The 21,150-nt window shown below is 44.4% G+C and carries 18 protein-coding genes and 1 pseudogene; 6 read left to right on the top strand and 13 right to left on the bottom strand.

Features of this window, described 5'->3' with window-relative positions:
- Positions 1-41: 41 nt before the first annotated feature.
- The 4 genes from B067_RS0100100 to B067_RS0100080 form a co-directional block, all read right to left on the bottom strand.
- Complete coding sequence (locus B067_RS0100100) at positions 42-809, bottom strand: substrate-binding periplasmic protein (RefSeq protein WP_019528001.1); 768 nt, start codon at positions 807-809, stop codon at positions 42-44.
- Positions 810-974: 165 nt separating this feature from the next.
- Positions 975-2,198, bottom strand: a complete 1,224-nt coding sequence (locus tag B067_RS0100090) for an aminomethyl transferase family protein (RefSeq protein ID WP_019528000.1) — start codon at positions 2,196-2,198, stop codon at positions 975-977.
- A gap of 2 nt (positions 2,199-2,200) precedes the next feature.
- Positions 2,201-3,751, bottom strand: a complete 1,551-nt coding sequence (locus tag B067_RS0100085) for a phytoene desaturase family protein (RefSeq protein WP_019527999.1) — start codon at positions 3,749-3,751, stop codon at positions 2,201-2,203.
- Positions 3,744-5,360, bottom strand: coding sequence for a phytoene desaturase family protein (locus B067_RS0100080; protein ID WP_019527998.1), 1,617 nt, complete (start codon positions 5,358-5,360; stop codon positions 3,744-3,746). Before B067_RS0100080 ends, B067_RS0100085 begins: the two co-directional genes overlap by 8 nt.
- Positions 5,361-5,493: 133 nt before the next feature.
- Here B067_RS0100080 and B067_RS0100075 point away from each other — a divergent pair, with 133 nt between their 5' ends.
- The 4 genes from B067_RS0100075 (at position 5,494) to B067_RS0100060 (ending at position 10,287) form a co-directional block, all read left to right on the top strand.
- Positions 5,494-6,546: an AraC family transcriptional regulator gene (locus B067_RS0100075; RefSeq protein WP_019527997.1), complete on the top strand. Its 1,053-nt coding sequence runs from the start codon at positions 5,494-5,496 to the stop codon at positions 6,544-6,546.
- A gap of 151 nt (positions 6,547-6,697) precedes the next feature.
- Positions 6,698-7,954 (top strand): aromatic ring-hydroxylating oxygenase subunit alpha, encoded by a 1,257-nt coding sequence (locus B067_RS0100070; protein ID WP_019527996.1) that lies wholly within the window; start codon positions 6,698-6,700, stop codon positions 7,952-7,954.
- Positions 7,955-8,126: 172 nt separating this feature from the next.
- Positions 8,127-8,837 carry a type 1 glutamine amidotransferase gene (locus tag B067_RS0100065; RefSeq protein WP_019527995.1) on the top strand — a complete coding sequence of 237 codons (711 nt, stop codon included), beginning with the start codon at positions 8,127-8,129 and terminating at the stop codon, positions 8,835-8,837.
- 64 nt (positions 8,838-8,901) lie between these two features.
- Positions 8,902-10,287: an aminotransferase gene (locus tag B067_RS0100060; protein ID WP_205619927.1), complete on the top strand. Its 1,386-nt coding sequence runs from the start codon at positions 8,902-8,904 to the stop codon at positions 10,285-10,287.
- Between the two features lie 123 nt (positions 10,288-10,410).
- Here B067_RS0100060 and rnk read toward each other — a convergent pair whose 3' ends face one another.
- The 3 genes from rnk to B067_RS0100045 form a co-directional block, all read right to left on the bottom strand.
- On the bottom strand, positions 10,411-10,824 hold the full coding sequence (gene rnk / locus B067_RS0100055; RefSeq protein WP_019527993.1) for a nucleoside diphosphate kinase regulator: 414 nt from the start codon (positions 10,822-10,824) through the stop codon (positions 10,411-10,413).
- 300 nt (positions 10,825-11,124) lie between these two features.
- The gene (bfr, locus tag B067_RS0100050; RefSeq protein WP_019527992.1) at positions 11,125-11,595 is read right to left on the bottom strand and encodes a bacterioferritin; all 471 of its coding nucleotides are present in this window, start codon (positions 11,593-11,595) and stop codon (positions 11,125-11,127) included.
- Positions 11,596-11,784: 189 nt separating this feature from the next.
- Positions 11,785-11,988, bottom strand: a complete 204-nt coding sequence (locus B067_RS0100045) for a bacterioferritin-associated ferredoxin (RefSeq protein WP_019527991.1) — start codon at positions 11,986-11,988, stop codon at positions 11,785-11,787.
- A 419-nt stretch (positions 11,989-12,407) separates the two neighbouring features.
- On the opposite strand from B067_RS0100045, the gene B067_RS0100035 reads away from it, so the two are divergent.
- Positions 12,408-13,010 carry a peroxiredoxin gene (locus tag B067_RS0100035; RefSeq protein WP_019527989.1) on the top strand — a complete coding sequence of 201 codons (603 nt, stop codon included), beginning with the start codon at positions 12,408-12,410 and terminating at the stop codon, positions 13,008-13,010.
- Between the two features lie 197 nt (positions 13,011-13,207).
- Here the strand turns inward: B067_RS0100035 and B067_RS0100030 are convergent, their stop codons facing one another.
- A complete protein-coding gene (locus tag B067_RS0100030) occupies positions 13,208-14,875 on the bottom strand; it encodes a choice-of-anchor X domain-containing protein (protein WP_019527988.1) in 1,668 nt (555 codons plus the stop codon).
- On the bottom strand, positions 14,875-16,407 hold the full coding sequence (locus B067_RS0100025; RefSeq protein ID WP_019527987.1) for a lipase family protein: 1,533 nt from the start codon (positions 16,405-16,407) through the stop codon (positions 14,875-14,877). Before B067_RS0100025 ends, B067_RS0100030 begins: the two co-directional genes overlap by 1 nt.
- 218 nt (positions 16,408-16,625) lie before the next feature.
- Between B067_RS0100025 and B067_RS21550 the strand changes: the two are divergent.
- A pseudogene (locus B067_RS21550) lies at positions 16,626-16,751 on the top strand (peroxiredoxin); the annotation flags it as partial.
- 163 nt (positions 16,752-16,914) lie between these two features.
- On the opposite strand, the gene B067_RS0100020 reads toward B067_RS21550, so the two are convergent.
- From B067_RS0100020 to B067_RS0100005, 4 genes are all read right to left on the bottom strand, one after another.
- Positions 16,915-17,778, bottom strand: coding sequence for a substrate-binding periplasmic protein (locus B067_RS0100020; RefSeq protein WP_205619926.1), 864 nt, complete (start codon positions 17,776-17,778; stop codon positions 16,915-16,917).
- Complete coding sequence (locus B067_RS0100015) at positions 17,768-19,045, bottom strand: GGDEF domain-containing protein (RefSeq protein ID WP_026244307.1); 1,278 nt, start codon at positions 19,043-19,045, stop codon at positions 17,768-17,770. Before B067_RS0100015 ends, B067_RS0100020 begins: the two co-directional genes overlap by 11 nt.
- A gap of 489 nt (positions 19,046-19,534) precedes the next feature.
- A complete protein-coding gene (locus B067_RS0100010; RefSeq protein ID WP_026244306.1) occupies positions 19,535-20,704 on the bottom strand; it encodes a YbfB/YjiJ family MFS transporter in 1,170 nt (389 codons plus the stop codon).
- 84 nt (positions 20,705-20,788) lie between these two features.
- A partial coding sequence (locus tag B067_RS0100005; protein WP_019527983.1) for an IS30 family transposase occupies positions 20,789-21,150 on the bottom strand: 362 nt, incomplete at its 5' end.

Raw genomic sequence — 21,150 nt, 5'->3', positions numbered from 1 at the left:
TTATAATGCGTGGTTCTGTGCTGTTGGTGCTAGTATAATCGTTATTGGTTGTCGTTAAGCTGATACTTTTTTAACAGCTGCTGTAGCTCACCACTTGCTCTTAGTTCATCAATGGCTTGGCTAATCAGTTTTACATAATCATATGAGCTAGGCAGTTTGGGTGAACAAGCTATATATATATTTTCGGTGGGTCCGGCATTACCGGCAAAGCTTACTTGATCTTGCCAGTGATGTTTTTTAAGGGTGGCTGTTAATACTGCTTTTGACCCCACCACGACATCAATTTCGCCTTTAATCAATGCGGATAAATTATGCTCTATAGCAAACTTGCCTTTGGTGTTGGTAATAGCTGTAGGGTTGTTGAGCGTGGCAATATAAAGGCTTATCTCTTCGGAGTAGCTGTAACCGTAGATAGTGCCTAAGATGATTTCTTTAAGAGAGTTAATGCCGCTGAATTGCCAGTCTATAGTATTGCGGCGTATAAATATTTTTTGATCATTGGCTATAGCTACTGCGGGCGAAATAATCTCATCAATATGTTTTCTATTATGGCTGACCAGGCAGTTCTTTTTACCTACTTTGACTAGGCGAGTGGCCTTCTTTATTGACCATAATTGATGTTTTAGATTGTGCCCATTTTTTTCAAAAGCGTATTGCGCTATTTCTATGGCATAGCCTGGCATGGGGCTACGTGGGATGCCGCTGTAGGGATACCAGCGATCTGAAACGATGACGATGTCATCCGCATTAGGCGCATTGCATAGCAACAGCCAGAGAAAGGTAAAGTATAGCAATGCTTTAAGAGCCATAAATTTTCCAATAGATTTGGAAATGTAATCCTAACACTATGACTAAGTTTCTTCTATAAGGGTATGTACGTTCACTACTGGGCGCTTATGCCTATAGCCAAATGCAAAAAAGCCCGCATAGTGCAAACTAATGCGGGCAAAGAGTGATTGTAGCGGGCTTGTAGCTTAGGTGTCCGCAGGTGGGGTTTGCTTGGCACGGGCGGGAGCCCAAAAAGGTTTGGTCTGCTTAGTGCATTTACATACTTTACGAACCCAACGTAATTCTCTTTGGTGATATACCTCGGCATAGATAGGGCCGTCGGCGTACTTGCCTTCTACCAGCCCCAACGCGATATTGGCTTTCACTACTGGCGACCACATGGCCGATGTGACATAACCAATCTGTTTTTGGCAAGCTTCATCTCTATATAAAATGGCGCTTTCGGCAGCCTTGTTTCCTTCTATATCCAGCTTTAATAAGCGGCGATGTTTGCCCGCTTGTTTCTCTTTTAATAAAGCGGCTCTGCCGGTGAAGTGGCCTTTTTTAAAGTTCACTATCCAGCTTAATGCCATTTCAAAAGGCGAGTGATCATTGCCTTTATCCATGGTGTGTAAGGCGGGATGAAAATCCACGTAGGGGCTTAAGAACCCCGCCTCTAAACGCGCTTTTTCCAGCGACTCTAAACCTAAGGGTTGTACGCCGAAGATACTGCCAGTTGAGAAAATATGATCCCACAATGCGATAGCATCTTTGGGGTCTACCCACAGTTCATAACCCAAGTCACCGGTAAAGCCGGTGCGAGAAATCATGATTTCACCCTCAAGATAAGGAAATTTCACGATATCAAAAGGTTTGGCATTTTCAACGCCGGTAAAGCCCATGGCTTTTAATAGCGCGCAAGAGGTAGGGCCTTGAATAGCTAAGGCGGCAAGCTCGGGTGACATGTCGGTGATTTCAACATTGTTGAAACCTATAGCCGCCAATTGAAACCAGTCCATGCCCGGCTCGGCGCAGGTTAGCATGAAGTCGTCATCGGCTAAGCGGAACAAGGTGCCGTCGTCGACGATGCGGCCAGCATCCGTACACCAGATATTGTATTGCACACTGTTAATCGGATGCTTAGTTACATCACGGGTTACCATGCGGTTAAGCATGGCTTCAGCATCGGGCCCTTTAAAGCGGTACTTGCACATAGGTGATACATCTAATAACCCACAGGTGTTGCGGGTAGAGAAGTACTCTAAGTGTTCGTCCATATAATAATTGGCCGATAAAAAACCGTTCCAATCTTGCCATGACTGGCTGAAGTTAATCTTGCTGCTGCGCTCGTGAAACGGTGAGCCAAGGCAGCCATTAGGTACGTGAGCAATTTGCTCGGGTTTTAATAAATTCGCTATGGTTAGAGGCATACTTATTTCTCCTCTTTGAGTATGTGATTAGCAGCGTTGGCACCCGCTGCGCCCATGATGCCGCCACCCGGATGGGAGCCTGCACCGCAATTATAAAAGCCCGCAACTGGCGACTTATATTGTGACGCCCCGTAAGCTGGGCGGTTCATCCACCAAGCATCAATAGCAAATTCGCCGTGGTGCCAGTGGCCACCGGTAACGCGAAATTGCTGCTCTAAATCTACCGGTGTGAGTAATTCGCTAGCCACAATTTGTGAACGTATATCGGGTGCGTATTGCTCTAAGGTTTTGATGACGTTTTCTAGTAGGGTGTCGCGCTGCGCATCCCAACCGCCTTCTATGTCGTAGGGGGTGTATTGCACTTGTATAGACACCACGTGCTTGCCTGCGTCGGCTAAACTGTTGTCGTGCAGTGAGGGCACAATAACTTCTAGTGTTGGCTGTTCGCTTAAACCTTTGTACTTAGCATGATCAAAAGCGTTTTCTATGTACTGCATCGTGGGCGCAATAATCATGCGGCCATCAGCTTTGTTTAAGCCGGTAAATTTAGGCTCACTGTTTAACGCTAAATGCACTTTTGAAACCAAGCCGTTCATGCGCAAACGGTTAATGCGTTGGGTAAACTCTACATCTAGGTGCTGAGCGCCTAGCAGCTTAAAGAAGCTGGTTTTAGGGTCGGCGTTAGAAATGATATGGGTAGCACGGATGCTGTCCCCATTTTCTAGCAGCACGCCGGTGGCTTGCATATCGTCAACCACCACGCTAGCGACAGGGCTGCTGGTGCGTATCTCTGCGCCATGGGCTTTAGCGGATTTTTCTAAGGCGTTAATTAAACCGCCTACGCCACCTTTAGGTAAGGGCAATGAACCATTACCAGATATGTCGCCAGACATTTTTAATAGCTGGTTAAGCACCGCATTATTCGGTGAGCGTGGCGCCAGCTTATTGCCCACGTTGTAATCCCAGCTTAAGGCTGCTTTTAACAAAGGGGTTTCAAAAAACTCGTCCATCATGTCTTGCGCGGGTAAGAAAATCATACGCATAAATTCGCGCATATCGGTTTTGCCCAAGGTGCGCACTTTAAGGCCAAACATGCCCAGTGTGGATGCATCTTTAAAACCGCCATCAGTCATTACCGGTGGTGTTTTATGCCAAGTGGCATCCATAGTGTCGGCAAAGCGGCCTAATAAACGCTTATACGCTTTATAGGATTCAGCATCTGCTGCGCTGGCGCCTTGTACTTCACCATTGGCGATGGTGATGTGCTGGCCTGCAGGCGAGAGCGCCACCGTGGCTAAAGAGCTGGCGGCTAATTCAAAGCCGTGTTTACGTAGCTGTAAGTCATTAACCAGTTTATTAGTGAGTTGCGGTAGTGTGTGTGCCACCGAGGCTTTAAAGCCGGGGGCAAACTCCCTAGTGGCACCTAAGCCACCTAGCTGCTCAGCCGCTTCTAATACCAATACTCTTTTACCCGCTTTGGCTAAATAGCCCGCGCAAGCAAGACCGTTGTGGCCGCCACCAATGATGATGGCGTCATAATGTTTATTATTCATCGACGTCGTCCTTAGGAACTGTGTTGGGGCGTTTTAAATCCAGTAAAATTTCACGGGCCGCATTAGCGCCACAGGCTGAGGACACGCCGCCGCCGGGGTGGCTGCCTGAGCCGCACATATACATACCTTTGGCGGGGCCGCGGTATTGTGAGTAGCCCGGAAAGGGGCGGTTAAACATGAGCTGGTCTAAGGTGAGTTCGCCCTGGAAAATATTACCCTCAGTTAGCCCTACCTCGTTTTCAATTTCAAAAGGCGTGCGTACTTCTTTATGCACAATAAAGTCGCGGAAGTTGGGGCTGTATTGGCTGATTTGGTTAATGACGGTTTCACCAAAGGCCTCGCGTTTTTCCGGGGTCCAGCCGCCTTCAATTTCTGCCGGGCAGTATTGAATAAAGCAGGACACAAAATAATTGCCCGGTGCCGCGTGAGTGGGGTCCCAAATAGATGACTGGGTCATTTCAATAAAGGGGTCTTCTGACCAGCGCCCGTGCTTCCAATCATCGTAGGCTCTTTCCATGCGGTCGCGGGTGTCTAAAAACTGCATAGAGCCGTTACGTAATAAGTGATCTTTAGGCAGTGATGGCCAATCGGGCATGCCGTTTAAGGCAATGTTGACCTTGCCCGATGAACCACGAATCTTAAAGTTAGTGGCTTTTTTGTATAGATCTTCGGGTATGTCTTGCCTGTTCATGATCTTGGTAAAGGTACGCTTAGGGTCTAGGTTAGACACCACAATATCCGCGTAAAGCTCGTCGCCGTTTTCTAAGGTGACACCGCGGGCTTTGTTATTTTTAACAATGATTTTATCGACCGGCGCGTTAGTCATAATCTCACCGCCGTGTTCTTTAAGTGCGCTGGCGATAGCGTTAGAGATGGCACCCATACCGCCGCGGGCTAAACCCCATGCGCCTACCGCGCCATCTACGTCACCCATAACATGGTGTAGTAACACATAGGCGGTGCCAGGTGAGTAAACACCTAGCGCGGTGCCTATGATGCTGGAGGTAGCTAAGGTAGTTTTGATTAATTCGTTCTCGAAGTATTCATCCAAAAAGTCACCGCAGCTCATGGTCATAAAGCGGATAAATTCGCAGATATCTTTTTCGCTCATATCCAAAAACTTTTTCGCCATAAACGCCATTTCGCTGATGTCGCGCGGTTTAAACGAGGTGGGGTCGGCGGGGGTGCGCAACATAAAATGGCGAATAAATTTCGCATAGCGCATGAGGTCTGAATAGAAACGGTTAGAGGCATCTGCATCGCGCTGAGAGTGACGCGCGAGCTCGCGGTATTGCATAGCGTGATCGTGGTACTCAGCTATATAGTCACCGTTGCGAGCAAAGTTGGTATTGCCAGAGTAGGGCACTACCATCAAGCCGTGGCGAGTTAAGTCCAAGTCGCGGTGTATGGATTGGCGCAACAAGCTACACACATAAGAGCAGTTTGAATAAACCCAGCCCGGGTGTAGCTCGCGGCTGACCGCAGCACCGCCTATGTAGTCATTTTTTTCTACCACCAGCACGTTCAAGCCAGACTTGGCGAGATACGCGGCATTGGTTAAGCCGTTGTGGCCAGCCCCAATAACAATGGCATCGTATTTTTTAGCCATGGGATATTAACTTCCTCTTTATTGTTTGATGTCTTTTTTGATGTATGAACAAAGCTTACGCAATGAGCTCTAGCTTATGCAGAGCCTATAGCGGACAATAAGGGGATAATAAAGGACATAAAGGAGGCCGAAAATGCCCCGCACTAATCCGCAACTTGCTGATACTGATCAAAAGCAGCTGCTGCACAGTCATGAAATTCAGCTAATGATACGTGAGTTGGTAGAGCAACAAGCGATGCCACTAGAGTTGATACTAGAAGATACTGGGGTAAGTGCCAGATCCTTGGAAAACCCCTCGTTGCGGCTGACCTTGGAACAGGAGCTGGCGTTGTATAAACGCATTGCTAGCCTCAACAAAGACCCCCTGCTGGCCCATAAAATCGGCGTTAAGTTAGGCCTGCCCAACTACGGTATTTTGGGCTATGCCATGGTGGCATCATCCACGTTACGGGATGCTTTGCAGCTAATGGTGGAGTTTGCTCCTTTGGTGAGTTGGGCCTCACACAGCGTGCTAACGCAGGAAGTGTATGGCGGCCAGGCCTGTCTCTGCCTCACCATACACCCCACCCCCTCCGATAAGCTTACCTCGGAGTTGGAGGTGGAAAGCACCTTTGCCTCGCTGCAAACGGTGTTTAATGAGCTGGTGGCTGAACCGGTTACGTTTGCCCGGGTGACCTATAGCCATCCCTGTCGCCTGCCCGATAGTCAGCCCTACGATGCCTTGTTTCAATGCCCGGTAGATTTTTCTGAATCTAGAAACTGCCTGTACTTTTCCAAGGCAGCTTTAGCTCAGCGCTTACCCCACGCGCAGCCAGAGCACGCCAGTTTATTAAAAGATCTCTGTGCTGAAACCTTAATCAGCCTGCGTCAAGACAGAGGGCTAGTGGCTGCCATCAAGGCCTATATAGATGGCTACGAACCCGGTATGCCCAGCCTAGACGAAACGGCAGACTATTTTCACCAATCCTCTCGTACCTTGCGCCGCCATCTACAGGCGCAGGGCCTATCCTTTAGGTCGTTGATAGATGAAAGCCGTTACAGTGCGGCTAAACGCTACCTCAGTGCCACCAACTTAACGGTAGAAATTATAGGAAAAACATTAGGCTATGCTGATGTGCGCAGTTTTCGCACAGCCTTTAAGCGCTGGTCGGGCATGCCACCGGCCGCCTATCGTGGTAGCCATTAGGGGTAGTTAGTAGTCACTGGAAACAGTGTTGTGACATAAGGCTCTAAATGCCTGTACAGAAAACTATATACGCATTTAGTTGCTTGTAGTATAGTTTTTCATCAGCTGCAGCACATAACGAGAAATAGCCGATAAACACAGGTGATGAGTGATGAAATTTATAGCGACAGACGTAACCGACTCTAAAGATACAATGAAAGCTATGGTGGCCGAGCAATTAAAAAAGAAAGGCTTTGCTATTAACCCCTATTTTTATCGCTCCCATGTTACCTACCAAACCGAGCTGGAAAATATATTGTTTAAAAGCTGGCTGTATGCCGGCCATATCAGCCAAATCCCTAACAATGGCGATTACTTTTTATTTGAGCTGGCGGAAGACTCCATCATTATCAGCCGCGACCAAAATGGTGAAGTGCAAGCACTAATGAATATTTGCCGCCACCGCGGCGCGCGGGTATGTGAAGAGCATTCAGGCAATCGTAATACCTTTGTTTGCCCTTACCACGGCTGGGTATATAACACCGACGGCTCCTTAAAAATGGCCAGAGCTATGGAGATGAAAGAGGGGTTTGAGCCTAAAGATTACGGCCTAAAAAAAGCCCGTCTAGAAGTGTTTGAAGGTATGATTTTAGTTAATACCGATCCCGATGCCGCGGATTTTAAGGCGCCACTAGCAACCATTAAAACGCCCTTAGCGGCCTATGACTTAGCTAATGCAAAAATAGCCCATAGCCATACGTATAGAATCAATGCTAACTGGAAGTTGGCGCTTGAGAACTATCAAGAGTGCTATCATTGTGCAACCTCACATCGCCAGTATGCCAAAATGCATACACTAAAAGATTTAGAGGTTAACTCGGCGCCGTTGAATGAAGCACTGCACGCACGCAGCGAGGCAATGACTGGCGTTTCAGGTTTAACAAAAGAAATTTACCATGCCAATAATGAATCCATTGGTTTTGGTACGGATGTTTACCATAACCGTTATGCTTTATATGAAGGCATAGTAACCGGTAGTAAAGATGGCCAGCCAGTGGCGCCATTAATGGGGAGCTTTAAAGGTTACGATGGCGGCACCGCTGACTTTCAGTTTGGCCCATTATGCTTCATGTTGAATTACCCCGATCACTGCGTGCTTTACCGTTTTACACCCCGTAGCCTTACCGCTACTGATCTAGAAATTGTGTGGTTTGTTAGAGGTGATGCGGTTGAAGGTGAAGACTACAGCAAAGAAGACGTCACTTACCTATGGCACCACACAACGCAGGAGGATGACTACATCATTACCCGTAATAGCGAAGGTGTTAATTCCCATTTCTTTGAGCCCGGGCCTTATCATCCAGAGTTTGAAGAGCCCTGTATTTTATTTATCGAGTGGTATTTAACAAGAATGCATCAAACCGCTTAAGCTATAAATACGGCTTGTTTATATAGAGCCCCGTGATCGAGAAACCCGCGCTTGCGCGGGTTGTTGTTTTTGTACCACGTAATGCAATAGCTTAGAAAACGGTTGTGAAAAAATAGCCAGCAGTTAGGCTGTACATAGTGTGCAATTGTTAAGGTAATTATTGAGGTAAGTTTTGACTAAAGAAGTACTCATTTTTTTACATATGAATGACAAGTCTCCCGGTTATATCGCTGACTTTCTTGCGGAGAAGGCCGTTCCCTACCGAGTGATACGTAGCTATAACAACGAACCTATCCCGCAGTTGGACGACAGCATAGCGGGTTTGGTGTTTATGGGCGGGGTAATGAGCGCCAATGATGATTTGCCTTGGCTGAAGGAAGAGCTGCGTTTAATACAACAGGCACTAGCTGCCGATGTGCCAATATTGGGGCATTGTTTAGGTGGCCAGTTAATTAGTAAGGTACTGGGACAAAGCATTAGTAAAAATCCTGTGGCCGAAGTGGGCTGGCACCGTTGCCAAACTCAAAATAATGCCGTAGCTAAAGAGTGGTTAGGCGATTTAGATGATTTTCAAATGTTTCATTGGCATTACGAAACCTTTGCGATACCGGTGCAGGCAACACATATATTTTCGTCACCGAATTGCACGAACCAAGCCTATGTTGTTAACGATAATGTGTTGGCCATGCAATGCCATGTGGAAATGACAGAACCTCTAGTTACGCATTGGGTTGATAGTTGGCCAGATCATTTAGTGAATTCTAATAATAGCGAACAAAACGTTGCCGAAATAAAAGCAGGGCTACCCGCCAAAGTGGCAGAGTTAAATAGGGTGGCAGAGCAGCTCTATAGCCGTTGGATACAGTCTTTAAAATATAACTGATGCTGTATTTTGTCGTATTTAAGGGTGCTATAGCATTAAAAAATTTAACATAAAGAGAATGATTATGAGTGAAAATAGAGATTTATTTAACAAACATTTACTACACCCTTGGGGTAACTTGCCCGAGCTAGGTGAGGATAAAACTATTTCGGTCATCGTAAGAGGCGAGGGTGCCTATATATTCGATGAAGATGGCAATAAGTTACTAGATGGCCCTGCCGGCATGTGGTGTATGCAAACAGGTTACGGACGCAAAGAAATCGCCGATGCCGTTGCTAAGCAAATTATGGAATTGGGTTATGCCACATCGTTTACGGTAACTAACCCGGTAGAGGCTCAGCTGGCAAAACGCATAGCCTCAGAAACCCCCGGCGATTTAAACCGTATCTTTTTCACTACTGGAGGCTCTACGGCAGTCGACTCGGCATTACGATTGTGTCAGTTAGCTAACAATATTAAAGGCCTGCCTGATCGCAAGCATATTATTACCCGCGACAAGGCCTATCACGGCAGCACCTTTTTAGGGGCCTCGGTAACCGGTAAAGAGCGCGATAAATCGGCGATGGATGTGTATCAAGATTATGTACATTTTTTAAGCGTACCTTGCCAATACCATCACCCTGATTTTGACTCTGAAGAAGCCTTTTGTGATTTCTTAATCAAAGAGTTGGAAGATAAAATTGCCGAGCTAGGTCCAGAAAATGTCATGTGTATGATTGCTGAGCCCGTGCTGGGGTCAGGTGGTGTGGTTGTGCCGCCAGCAGACTATAACCGTCGCTGCTGCGAAACCGTACAAAAGCATGGCATATATTATATTGCCGATGAGGTGGTTACCGCCTTTGGTCGTTTGGGTCACTGGTTTGCTTCTGAAAAAGTATTTAATACCACGCCCGATATTATTACCTTTGCCAAGGGTGTTACTTCCGGTTATGTGCCATTAGGTGGTTACGCGGTGTCTGATAAATTTATGGCCGAGATTAGTGGTGATAATGCCAAGGGCCGTATTTACTCTAATGGTTATACTTGGTCAGGCGCGCCGGTGCCTTGTGCGGCAGCATTAGCGAGTTGGGATATTATAGAAAATGAGAAAATTCTCGATAACGTGCATGAAGTCGGCCCTTATTTTCAAGAGCAATTGCGTACGCTAAAGGATATACCTTTAGTCGGTGATGTGCGTGGTATAGGAATGATGGCAGCCGTAGAAATGACCTTGCAAGGCCACACGGGTAGCCGCCAAGATTTATTGGAAAAAGATTATGCCATAGGCGCTATGGTCGATAATTACTGCCATCAGTTTGGTTTATTGGTGCGTCCTTTCATTAACGTATGCATTATGTCGCCGCCATTAATCTTAACCAAGTCGCAAGTGGATGATTTAGTGTCGGCTATGCGTAAAGCGTTAGAGCTAACCTTAAATGATTTACGCGAACAAGGTGTTTGGGTTGATTAAAATTTAATAGCTTGTAGGTCGATCTAGATATTGATGTTGCCGGAACTTTCTAACGATGAAATGTCCGGCATTTTTTTGATCGCTAAGCCTAGCTTAGCGTTTTTCTGCTTGAACCTATGATGCTTATAGGTGCATCTCACCAGCGCGCTCGGGCTGGTATATAACTTCTATAATTTCTACCTGCAGTTGGCCACCATCGGGTTTTGGCCACTCTATTTGTTCTCCCTCTGATAAGCCTAGCAAAGCACTGCCTACGGGCGCCAATATGGATATTTTGTCGGGTGAGCCATCACTATCCTGCGGATAAACCAACGTTAGCGAAAACTCTTTATTGGACGAGGTAACTTTAAACTTCACGGTAGAGTTCATAGTCACTACATTGCTAGGTATATCCTTGGGGGCAAGAATATCTGCGCGTGCCAGCTCGTTAACTAAGTCATCTAGGCTGGGGGGAGGGTTGTATTGCAGATTGCCTATCATTTTTTCTAACCGTGCTAAATCTAGTGAAGACACAGTAATTTTCGGTTTTGTATTCATTATCTATCTACCTTATTGGGGGCTTATATTTACCCCGGTTTATACGATTTTGGCTGTGTGAGCCGTTTAATAGTGACTTATAGCTGGAAGTTGACTAGGGACTAAACATTAACTGCCTAGCTACAACTTAAGGGCTGAATGTAGCATGTTAGTTACCGTTTATTAAGATGATTTTTAGCCGTGTTGAAGAATGTCTTGGCTTGTGTGTGTCAGAGTCGATAAAGGCGGTAGCTTGGCTTTAATAACAGCCAAAAAAATACCGGGCTAGCCCGGTATCGTTGTTTTTGTGGCTGTATAAAGTTAACCGCTCATTTTGCTTTGCTGGTAGTTTTCTAGGCCTACTTTTTCGATTAAGCCTAGCTGTGTTTCCAGCCAGTCTACATGCTCTTCTTCTGACTCTAGTATGCTTTGCAGCAAGTCGCGAGTTACATAATCGCGTACTGATTCGCAGTACTCTATACCGTCACGTAAATCAGGTATGGCTTTTAACTCTAATTTTAAATCACACTCCAGCATTTCTTTGGTATTTTCGCCTATCAGTAATTTACCCAGGTCTTGTAAGTTGGGCAGGCCTTCCAAAAATAAAATGCGCTCGGTTAATTGATCGGCGTGTTTCATTTCGTCTATAGATTCTGCGTACTCATGGTCGGCCAGCTCTTTTAAGCCCCAGTCTTTATACATGCGTGAGTGTAAGAAATATTGGTTGATAGCAATAAGCTCGTTGCCTAAGGCTTTATTGAGATAAGTAATGACTTTGGGGTCGCCCTTCATGGTGGCATCCTGTTGGCTGATAAAAGAGAGTGAAGATCTTAGCAAAAGTCTGGGCGCAAAGTGCGGGGCTGTCAAACTGAGTTTGGCAAATAGCCTATGCGTGGTTGTGTGTGTAGTGGTGGCTAATGCGAGTTAAAATACGAATGCACAGCATTTGTTTTTGACGGGGGATGTAGCGGGCGCTTGCTCTTAGCTAACCGCGTAGAAAAGCTGCTCGTTCTCCACATGATGCTGTAGGCTTTCGTTGAAAATCTCGCGGGCGATCATGCCGCATTTACCACACTGTGAGGCGAGGTTTAGCTGTTTGCGTACCTGGCCAAAGCTCTTGCCGCCATTGGCTACGGCTTCGCGGATCTGGCTATCGGTAACGGATTTGCAAAGGCAGATGTACATGGCAGTGTTTCTCTCTAATGTTTCTATCTATCTATCTATCTAATTAACTATGCTGGCTAAAAGGGCTGAGGCTAGCCAGTGATGCGGTAAAGTTAATCTAAATGAGAATCATTGTCAATAGCGTTTAGCTATTTTGTTTAATAAGTAACCATAGCAAGAGTCATGGGTGTCGATAGCTACAGGCTATTACGTTTATTTAAAAAATTGGGTGGGCTTGGGCTGGCGTGCTGTGTACTATCACAAGCCCTTAGCTAGGTTTGGTATAGGCGTAACGCCTGTTGCTAGGCACAAACTAGCCGCTATAGTGATGTAGCGTAATGAAAGGCTGTTACGGTTATTCAGGGGCTTTTTAAGCGTAGTCTTACAAGGGCAGGAATAACCGCAAATACTGTAAACATAACTTTTTGGAGGCTCGAACAATGAGTGTACTCGTTGGCAAACCCGCACCGGATTTCACCTGTAGCGCTGTTTTAGGTAATGGCGAATTGGTTGATGGTTTTAACCTAACCGAAACCATAAAAGGCAAAATAGGCTTGGTGTTTTTCTACCCGTTAGATTTCACTTTTGTCTGCCCTTCAGAGCTATTAGCGGTAGATCACCGTATGGCCAAGTTTAAAGAGCTGGGCGTAGAGGTTATTGGTGTTTCTATAGATTCACACTTTACCCACAATGCATGGCGTAATACCCCTGTTAATAAAGGCGGCATAGGCCCTGTGGGTTACACCTTGGCAGCCGACATTAACCACGATGTGTGTCGTGCCTATGATGTTGAATCTGCTGATGGCGTAGCTTTCCGCGGTGCCTTCATCATCGATAAAGAAGGTATTGTGCGTTCACAAACCGTTAACGATCTGCCTTTAGGCCGTAACTTTGACGACTTTATCCGTGTTATCGAAGCCCTACAATTCCACGAAGAGCATGGTGAAGTTTGCCCCGCTGGCTGGAACAAAGGCGACAAAGGTATGGACGCATCACCAGAAGGTGTTGCTGCTTACCTAAGCGAGAATGCTGATAAGCTTTAATTAAGTAAGCTACAAGCTACAAGTTGTAAAATTTAAGTAGTAAGAAAAAAGGGCCGATCATGTCGGCCCTTTTTTTGTGGAAAAGGTAATAAGGGCAATCAATAGTTACCTACGCTTTAATCTAATCACTTTAAAACCTGAGAGCTAGGTTTGCCCGATGAGAGGATTTCCTAAAAAAGAGCATCCCCAATTCTTCATTAAAAGTTATCTTTTTCCCAGCCTTGCGCTGGAGGGCATGATCCTGAGCGTTCAAGTATTTTGGCCCTGTGGTAGAGCGCGCTTAATTGCTTTTCAGCGACATCAGGATGCTTATTTGATAGGGCTGATATTTTGTTAAGTTTCACAATCAGTGAGTGGCCGTGCTTATCACACATCATTTCTGCTATGCGGCGTATTTCACTTTCTAGGCTTGTGTTACAGCCGGCAAATTGCTCGCAAGTATAAGTGTTCGTGATCCCAGCATTTTTTTCAATTTTTGCGAGTTTGTCACTGGCAGAGAACAGCGGGTAGACCAATACATTAGTGACTTCATAGGGCCCATCTTGGCCTCCTGAACCAATATCGCTACCTAAAAAAGTAAATCTGGCAATTTGATCCGTAGATGATAAATAGATAGAGCTATTATAAGAGCTGCTGAGCAACTGACCATCTGGCGCACTAAGGTCGAGAGTGATGCCGTATCTTCCTGGTTGCTGGACATCTATTTTCAATACCACTTGAAGAGCATCAAAAATCGCATCGCCGTCATTATCTACACCTTGGTCACTAACGACGCCGATAATATTGATAGGGGGCTTTTCTAGTTCTGAGTCAGTAATTTCAAGAGCTTGGTTAATTGGCCATAATCCAAGTGGCTTAGCTTCTTTCCAAGCATTAACAGAGGCTACTGTCCATGGTTGACTGCCTAAGCCTTTTAGTTCGTTAGCTGTTAATTTAAATACTATAGCTGCTGACGGGTTATTAATAGTAACGCTTTTAGTTAAGGTTTGATCTTTTCCCCCTTTGATTTCTAAGATGACTTGATAGCTATTAGGCTGTCGTGGTATGGATTCAACAGGGGTGACGTTTATGATGTCAATTAAACCGTTGTTATTGGTGTCAGTTTTTTCAATATTAATAGAGCCGTTAAATGCGATTTCTTGAGGGGTCACTTCAAATGATTGATAAGAGTGGCCTTTGGAATCACCATAAGACGTTCTGAAAATGGCTTCATATTGACCTGCGTTATCTACAGATGTGGCAGCGGTATAAACACCATCATTAGCTGTTGAATCCGGTGAAATTCCATTGTCTTGAAGGGTGATTGGTGAATTAACCACCGTGCCTGATGCATCAATGACTTGCATGTCGATATGTGCATTTTGAGCAGGTAACCGACCATCAAGTAAAACAGTTGTTACAGAAAATAATTTAGTCGGCTCAATAGGGTGCCCTGGCGCACTTATCATAGACCTGGTTTGCAGTGTTGAACGGTCAATTGTACTTAAACGAGCAATCTCACCAGGTTGAGGTGATAGTATAAACGGGTAATTACCAAGTGTTGCTCCATGTCCCTCCAAAACAATGAGTGTTTTGTTAGGGTCTACAACGGCAGGTACTTCTTTCCAAGTAAAGCCATGGTTAACTGCATTAATTTCCGTTAATGCTTCACCATTAGGTAGTGAAATGCTTAATTCTGAATTGGTTAAACCAGCTACGGTAATTATTGATGATGTTCCTGTTAGCGAAAAATAATTACTAACTTGTGTGCCGTCGAGTGTTTTGTAGTCCTGTGTTAAGGGGAGTAAGGGAAGTGTCAGAGGTTCGGCAATAGACACAGTTGATAAAAATAAAAATATTGGTAGCAATTTAATTATATATTTCATTATTTATCTCCCCATCCTAGAGTCGACTTACCAATATTAATGGCGGTGTTTTGAGCGTTGGTATTAATTATGGTTCCATGATTGGTGCTGTTTAATATGGTGCTGCTAATTGAACCAGTTGCTCCTAGCGCGCTGTTTACAGTTACCATGATGTCATTAGGATTATGCGACGCACCTCCAGAAAGTTTAAAATCCGGTACCGGAATTAAAATCCCACCTATATTATTATAAGTTATTGTCCATTCGCCTTTGTCATAATAATAAAGCATATAATAAAGGTTGTTAGGGTTAAGTCCGAGTGTGTTTTGTAACCCGGTAGCTTCAGCGGCAGAGATTTGTTGATCATTGTTACCATCAGCATCGGATCCGATTGCGGCAATTTTGGTCCCAAAGGGTAATAACTGAGAGTTTGCCATTGCCCATGTTTCAGTTTTTAGATCGCATAAGTCAGTTATGGCTGAAGTTAAAACTCCAGCAATGTCAGCCAATAAAGTACCTTTATGCGGTGCCCCGTGAGTCATTAAACTTTTTACTTTAAGATTCTGGTATACAGGGCTGCCATCCATAGTTGTAACTTGGACGGGAATATCATTTGTAGCAGCCTTGTTAATGATCATACGTCCATCTAGGCCACTCATAGAATGACCAATTAGATGAACTTCACTCGCTCCCTGTTGGCCTGCATCAGCGATGATTATGTCAATGAAAGAATTGGCATTGTCGCTTATAGCATTTAAAGATCCAGGGCTGCAGGAAGAAGATAAACTTGCTATGCCGTGGTCGATAACTTTTGCTGAAATACCAATGTTATTTTCTATATTATCGGCATATCCCGATTGCTCAAGTGCATATGGATTTCCGCCAAAGCCCGTCATAAGATAAGCTGGATCTGCGGCATCAAACTTAATTCCTACCCAGTCGACTGAAGTTGCCCAAACAGGGCATCCTACAGCGCCACTTGATAAGACGGTATTTTTGTTTTTTACATCGATAGCGATTTCTACTGTATTATTAGCAGCCGTGCCTGGTGCGGAGGGGAAATTAACTTTTTCTATTGGTACTGTTAATCGATCATTGAACTTCCATATATTATTTTCGCCTTTTAAAGTTCCAATTAATTCACCATTAAAGTAAACTTCATTAACTTCTTCAAATAAAGTGTCATCGATATCATCATTATCGCAATCAAATACAGGTGTTGTAGATGAGTCCACATCGTAAGCAGGAATAATGATTGTTGCTTCCTTAGATAAAGTGCCATTAGAGACTGCTGCGGCAACGTCTCCCACGTAACGCTTAATCGGTAAGCTTACAGATATTTGATAGTCACGAGAATCGGAAGGCTGGTATCTGTCTAAGTTGCCAGAACTTTTATCAGAAATTTGATATTCAGCGCTAGGATCACCAATAATAGTGAAGTCAAATGGTGAGTTACCGGAATGTGGAGGGTATAAGTTGTTTGAAGTAGCCGTTATAGACGTGAATATAGTTGCAATTCCGACTATTGACTTATAATTAGTAGTTATTTTCATTTAATAATCCTTTATAAAAACAATCCATCCATTAAAAATTATTTGAAGAGAGTAGGGGTTTAGAATTAATCCGTACACGATCAAGGCTAATGTAAAAATATATTTTGGGATATGGTGATTTCGGTTAATTACATGAAATAGTTACATTTAAAAAGTGATCTTCTTCACAAAACAAAAAATATTTTCCCGTTAGTTATGTATTTAGGAAAGGTGATGCAGCCCTACAATTCCACGAAGAGCATGGCGAAGTTTGCCCCGCTGGCTGGAACAAAGGCGACAAAGGTATGGACGCATCACCAGAAGGTGTTGCTGCTTACCTAAGCGAGAATGCTGATAAGCTCTAATTAAGAAAGCTATAAGTTACAAGCTACAAGTTGTAAGCTTTAAGTAGTAAGAAAAAAGGGCCGATCATGTCGGCCCTTTTTTTGTGCTTGATTTTGTGTCTGGGTAGGCTGCTCGGCGAATAGGCGTCGTAAACCTTTTAAGCTATCGTGAATTGTGCCCCCTTTAATCTTCTGCAAGGGTTACGTTATATTTCTTGAGGAATATTTTCTCTTTTGTGCCCTTCAGCGATATGCGACCTTCATCCCAAATTCTTATAAGTTCCTGCCTTTTTGCAAGAGGAATCTTTACTGAGAAGATGGGCATTTCAACTAACTTTTTTTCTAAACCTGGCCGCACAATCTTAAGGTCGTAGTTGAAATTTAACCGCTGCAAAGCATGCTGTAGCACCAGTTCGTTATCCACATATAAGTCGATTCTGTTTTCTTTAATCATGCGCAGGATTCGGTCAACCACATCATCGGAGCCGGCGATCACATTAACGAAGTTCGCGTTTTTTGGGTCATCGATATAACGCTGATAGTCGACACTCATTGAACTGTAATCCCAGCCTGGGCCAGTGGCGATGCGCTTACCTTTTATGGATTGGATGCCCTTATAGCGCCATGGATTATCTCGTCTCACGACAAAAGCTGTTGCGTATGAAAATGTTGCTTGGTTTGCATACACGAAGCCTTTTTCTGCATTCTTAGAGAAAAGGTATTCCGGTAATATATCGCAAAGACCTTCGGCCACCATATCTAGTCCTCTTGCTAAAGGAACTTCATAATATTCCAGTGTATAGCCCTTTGAACTGTATATTTGTTCCACCATATCGATAATAAAACCACGCGAGGATGACTCTGCTGATGGAAAAATAGTCATTGGCACCCATTGGTCGTAGCATACTTTTAATGTGGTAGCATGAGCCATGTTGGCCGTGCCGTATACTGCCAACAATAGCATTAGCAGCAATGGCCTAAGTAATAGATTACTAATTGGTTTTTGATTATTCGTTTTTTTAATACCCAGCACCTTGTTATTCGACACGATCGCGGCCCTTATCTTTTGCCCCATAGAGCCTTGAATCGGCGCGTTTAAAGAGTTCGTCAATTGAATGGTCTTGTGATTCAGAGGATTCCACACCAAGGCTAACAGTATAATTAACTGTTTTTCCGTCTATATCCAGTGTTGCATTGGCAATGGTTTTTCTTATTTTTTCGGCAATCCTGCGTGCATCATTAATGCCAATGTCAGGGAGAAATACGGCAAACTCTTCGCCACCAACTCGTCCAATCAGGTCAGACTTTCTCAATAAAGCTTCAATGGTATGGCTGAAATGAATAAGCACCTGGTCACCGATGAAATGACCATAGGTATCGTTAATGGTTTTAAAGTGATCTAAATCCATCAAAATAAATGACGCGGTCGATTTTTGGCGCTTGCAGAGAGCAAGCAGATGTTGCGCTGTTGCAAAGAAACTGCCTCGATTCAATATACCTGTCAACGAGTCCCTTGCAGCTAATTCTTTCAATTTTTCATTAGAGCTTTGTAGCTCTTCTGTGCGCTTGATGACGGCATCCTCAAGCCAATTTCTCTTGGCTTGTTCGTCGTCCAATAATTGTTGCCTATCGCGCTCCATCGTAGTCAGCATATTATTCATATGCTCTTGCAGTTGGCTGAGTTCGTTATTATCAATATTTGAAAGGTGAATTCGCTTAGTTATATCTTGGCTCAATTGCACATCATCGACTTGAGACATCAGTTCTTTTAAGGGACTTGCTAAATAGCGATTAAAGGCCCAAATAAATAGCCAGTAAAAGATAGAAACCTTGATGATTGCGGTAATTGCAATCAAAGAAAAGCCGAATAAAACGCGATCTAAAACAACTTCTGAGGATGAATAAAGTACCAGCGTTCCAAGAAAGACTTCTTCCTCGTTTAGCTCCCAATTCAATTCTGATTTAGTCTCAAAAATTGCCAAAGGGGCTGCGGCTTGAGTATAGGACCTTTTCGAGACCGTGTTTTTGGAATGCTTATCGAAAATGTCTACACCTTCGATAATAGGCATTTTTACCAAGCCGTCAACCAGTACATCCAGCTGCGTTTGGTTGTATTGCCACAAGCTAGTGGCAATGGGGCCGCGGACGGTTTCTTCCAGTTGTCTAAGCTCATTTGAGATAGAGTTCTGCGTTTTTAAATACTCAGTCAAAAACTGCATGCTTGTAATTAGGCAGGTTACAGCCAAATAGATGGAAAAAATAACCCGTAGCATTTTTTGGGATAAATTGTTTGGGCTAAGAAAACGTGCAAACATCAAATACGACTCTTCCGGATAATCACTCTATTGTAGTTAATCCTAGAGTAATCACACCCTCAATGGAATAAATTTCGAGCATTGACCGGCCAAACTTGCTAGCCTAACACTTAATAACAGGGGCGTAGCTCTGCTCTACTGGGGAATGGGTTGGGGGAGAGGTCTTTGATTGTTTTTTATACAGATCCGTCGTGAACTATCTCTATCCTGGTACCATATTCACGGTTTGTTATGCCCTAATCCGGAGTCTGTAAATGACTGCGTAGCGTTTCAATCCTCCGTTAACAATACTGATAATCAGCATCACTAAAAAAACAAGTATTTCTGTTATTGCCGCGCTGAACGATATGGGATTGGATGCCTGGTATAGATATCCGTGTTTTCCTTGGCAGCGCAAATTCTTTTTGCAATTGTTATTAGAGTTTAAGAGCTATAGCACGATGAGGCTGTATGAAAATACTTGTTACGCCTCCTTTAATTTCGCCCCCTTTAATTTTGTAGTCTTTCTAGGCGCACTAACCCAAGCAAGAACACTGTGCCTATGATCATTACAGCCGCAGACAGGTATAATCCAAGGTCATAACTACCAAACGTTTCGGTAAGATACCCAGTAAAGACAGGCGCGATGATTTGAGCCGCTCCATAAGCCAATGTCATTACTCCCATAAACCTAGCCGGGTTGCTTGGAAAAAACTTACCCGCCATCGTGAGTACTAGGCTAACGCAGGCAATAAAGGTTCCACCAAATAACAATGCACTTAACAAAACAATCGGTAAGGTATCATTGATGGCCGGGAGAATAATACCGACCACTTGCAGAATATAAGCCGCCAACAGAGCATAAAGATACCCAATTTTTATCGCGATTCTATCCCACACAAGTGCGGCGGGCATGGCTGCAAACCCGATCAATAAAAACGCAAGTGTCCCCTGGCCTTCTAGCCCTTGTGTTCTCTCTACAATATCCACAATAAAGGTGGAGCTGACAGCGTATCCATAACCCGCACAAAAATAGGCAAGCATTAAAAGAGAGGTAAACATTCGGCTTGGCGGCTTATCTTTTGTGGTCGTTACGCCTTGCCCGTCCACAAAAGGATGTGGAATCCATAACCATGCGGGAATAGCGAAAACCGCTGCCATCACGGCTAACGCCAGCCATTGTTGCTGCCAATTAGCCGACAGCGTTAGCATCACTTCAACTAACACGGATGTGATTATAATACTGACGCCGGCACCCGCGAAATGAATGCCTAACTCAGCGCGATGATTATTTTTAAGCAACCATTTTAAAATCAAACCAGAGGCGATGATAAATCCCCCGGAGGCGCAGATCCCCGCAATGAATCGCAATACAGCCCAAATCACAATATCGGTTGTCATCACCATGGCTGCTGAGGTGACTACGCTTAATATAAGATAGGCTCGGTGCAAATTGTATTTGTAGTTGAGGTTGTGCAGTTTAGAAGCAAGCAGTACCCCAGCCATGTATCCCATGAAATTAGAGGTCGCTAGCCACCCGCCGCCCAATTCAGTGAGGCCTGCCCCATCCTGCATGATGGGCAATAACAGGCTGTAGGAAAAACGGGCTACGCCAACGGTCACGATCAAGCTGCAGATTCCTGCAAGATAAACGCGAGCTCGAGTTAGCTCCATTAGCATATTGGCCACCTGATTATTAAAATATTATTAACGAAGTCTACCTTGATCTGATATCGTGGATTCAAATCTGAAGTGCATCAAGGCTTAAGCTGCTAGTGTAGCCCTGTGTGCACGCATTAACTGATCCGGCGTTTTGAATTCCAGATATTTTCTTGGGCGAGAATTAAGCCGCTTTACTGCTCTCCTCACTTCCATCTGCGTTACTGTTTTCAAGTTTGTGTTTTTAGGAAAATACTGCCGTAACAAACCGTTGGTATTTTCATTTAATCCTCGCTCCCACGAACTGTAAGGGTGAGCAAAGTAAACATCAGCTAATAGCGCCTTGCTAATTTTTTCATGGTACGCAAACTCTTTTCCGTTGTCAGCTGTTATGGTGTGAACAACGTCCTTAAATGGTTTGAGTAGTGCTATGGTCGCTTTGGTAACGTCAGCAGCGCTTTTATTGT

Source organism: Dasania marina DSM 21967 (assembly GCF_000373485.1).
Lineage (GTDB): Bacteria > Pseudomonadota > Gammaproteobacteria > Pseudomonadales > Dasaniaceae > Dasania > Dasania marina.
This window is presented reverse-complemented; position numbering and strand designations above follow the sequence as displayed.

Bases quoted from the DNA above. Each gene is read 5' to 3' on its own strand.
- B067_RS0100100 (WP_019528001.1), bottom strand. From the start codon at position 809: ATGGCTCTTAAAGCATTGCTATACTTTACCTTTCTCTGGCTGTTGCTA.
- B067_RS0100090 (WP_019528000.1), bottom strand. From the start codon at position 2,198: ATGCCTCTAACCATAGCGAATTTATTAAAACCCGAGCAAATTGCTCAC.
- B067_RS0100085 (WP_019527999.1), bottom strand. From the start codon at position 3,751: ATGAATAATAAACATTATGACGCCATCATCATTGGTGGCGGCCACAAC.
- B067_RS0100080 (WP_019527998.1), bottom strand. From the start codon at position 5,360: ATGGCTAAAAAATACGATGCCATTGTTATTGGGGCTGGCCACAACGGC.
- B067_RS0100075 (WP_019527997.1), top strand. From the start codon at position 5,494: ATGCCCCGCACTAATCCGCAACTTGCTGATACTGATCAAAAGCAGCTG.
- B067_RS0100070 (WP_019527996.1), top strand. From the start codon at position 6,698: ATGAAATTTATAGCGACAGACGTAACCGACTCTAAAGATACAATGAAA.
- B067_RS0100060 (WP_205619927.1), top strand. From the start codon at position 8,902: ATGAGTGAAAATAGAGATTTATTTAACAAACATTTACTACACCCTTGG.
- rnk (WP_019527993.1), bottom strand. From the start codon at position 10,824: ATGAATACAAAACCGAAAATTACTGTGTCTTCACTAGATTTAGCACGG.
- bfr (WP_019527992.1), bottom strand. From the start codon at position 11,595: ATGAAGGGCGACCCCAAAGTCATTACTTATCTCAATAAAGCCTTAGGC.
- B067_RS0100045 (WP_019527991.1), bottom strand. From the start codon at position 11,988: ATGTACATCTGCCTTTGCAAATCCGTTACCGATAGCCAGATCCGCGAA.
- B067_RS0100035 (WP_019527989.1), top strand. From the start codon at position 12,408: ATGAGTGTACTCGTTGGCAAACCCGCACCGGATTTCACCTGTAGCGCT.
- B067_RS0100030 (WP_019527988.1), bottom strand. From the start codon at position 14,875: ATGAAATATATAATTAAATTGCTACCAATATTTTTATTTTTATCAACT.
- B067_RS0100025 (WP_019527987.1), bottom strand. From the start codon at position 16,407: ATGAAAATAACTACTAATTATAAGTCAATAGTCGGAATTGCAACTATA.
- B067_RS0100015 (WP_026244307.1), bottom strand. From the start codon at position 19,045: ATGTTTGCACGTTTTCTTAGCCCAAACAATTTATCCCAAAAAATGCTA.
- B067_RS0100010 (WP_026244306.1), bottom strand. From the start codon at position 20,704: ATGCTAATGGAGCTAACTCGAGCTCGCGTTTATCTTGCAGGAATCTGC.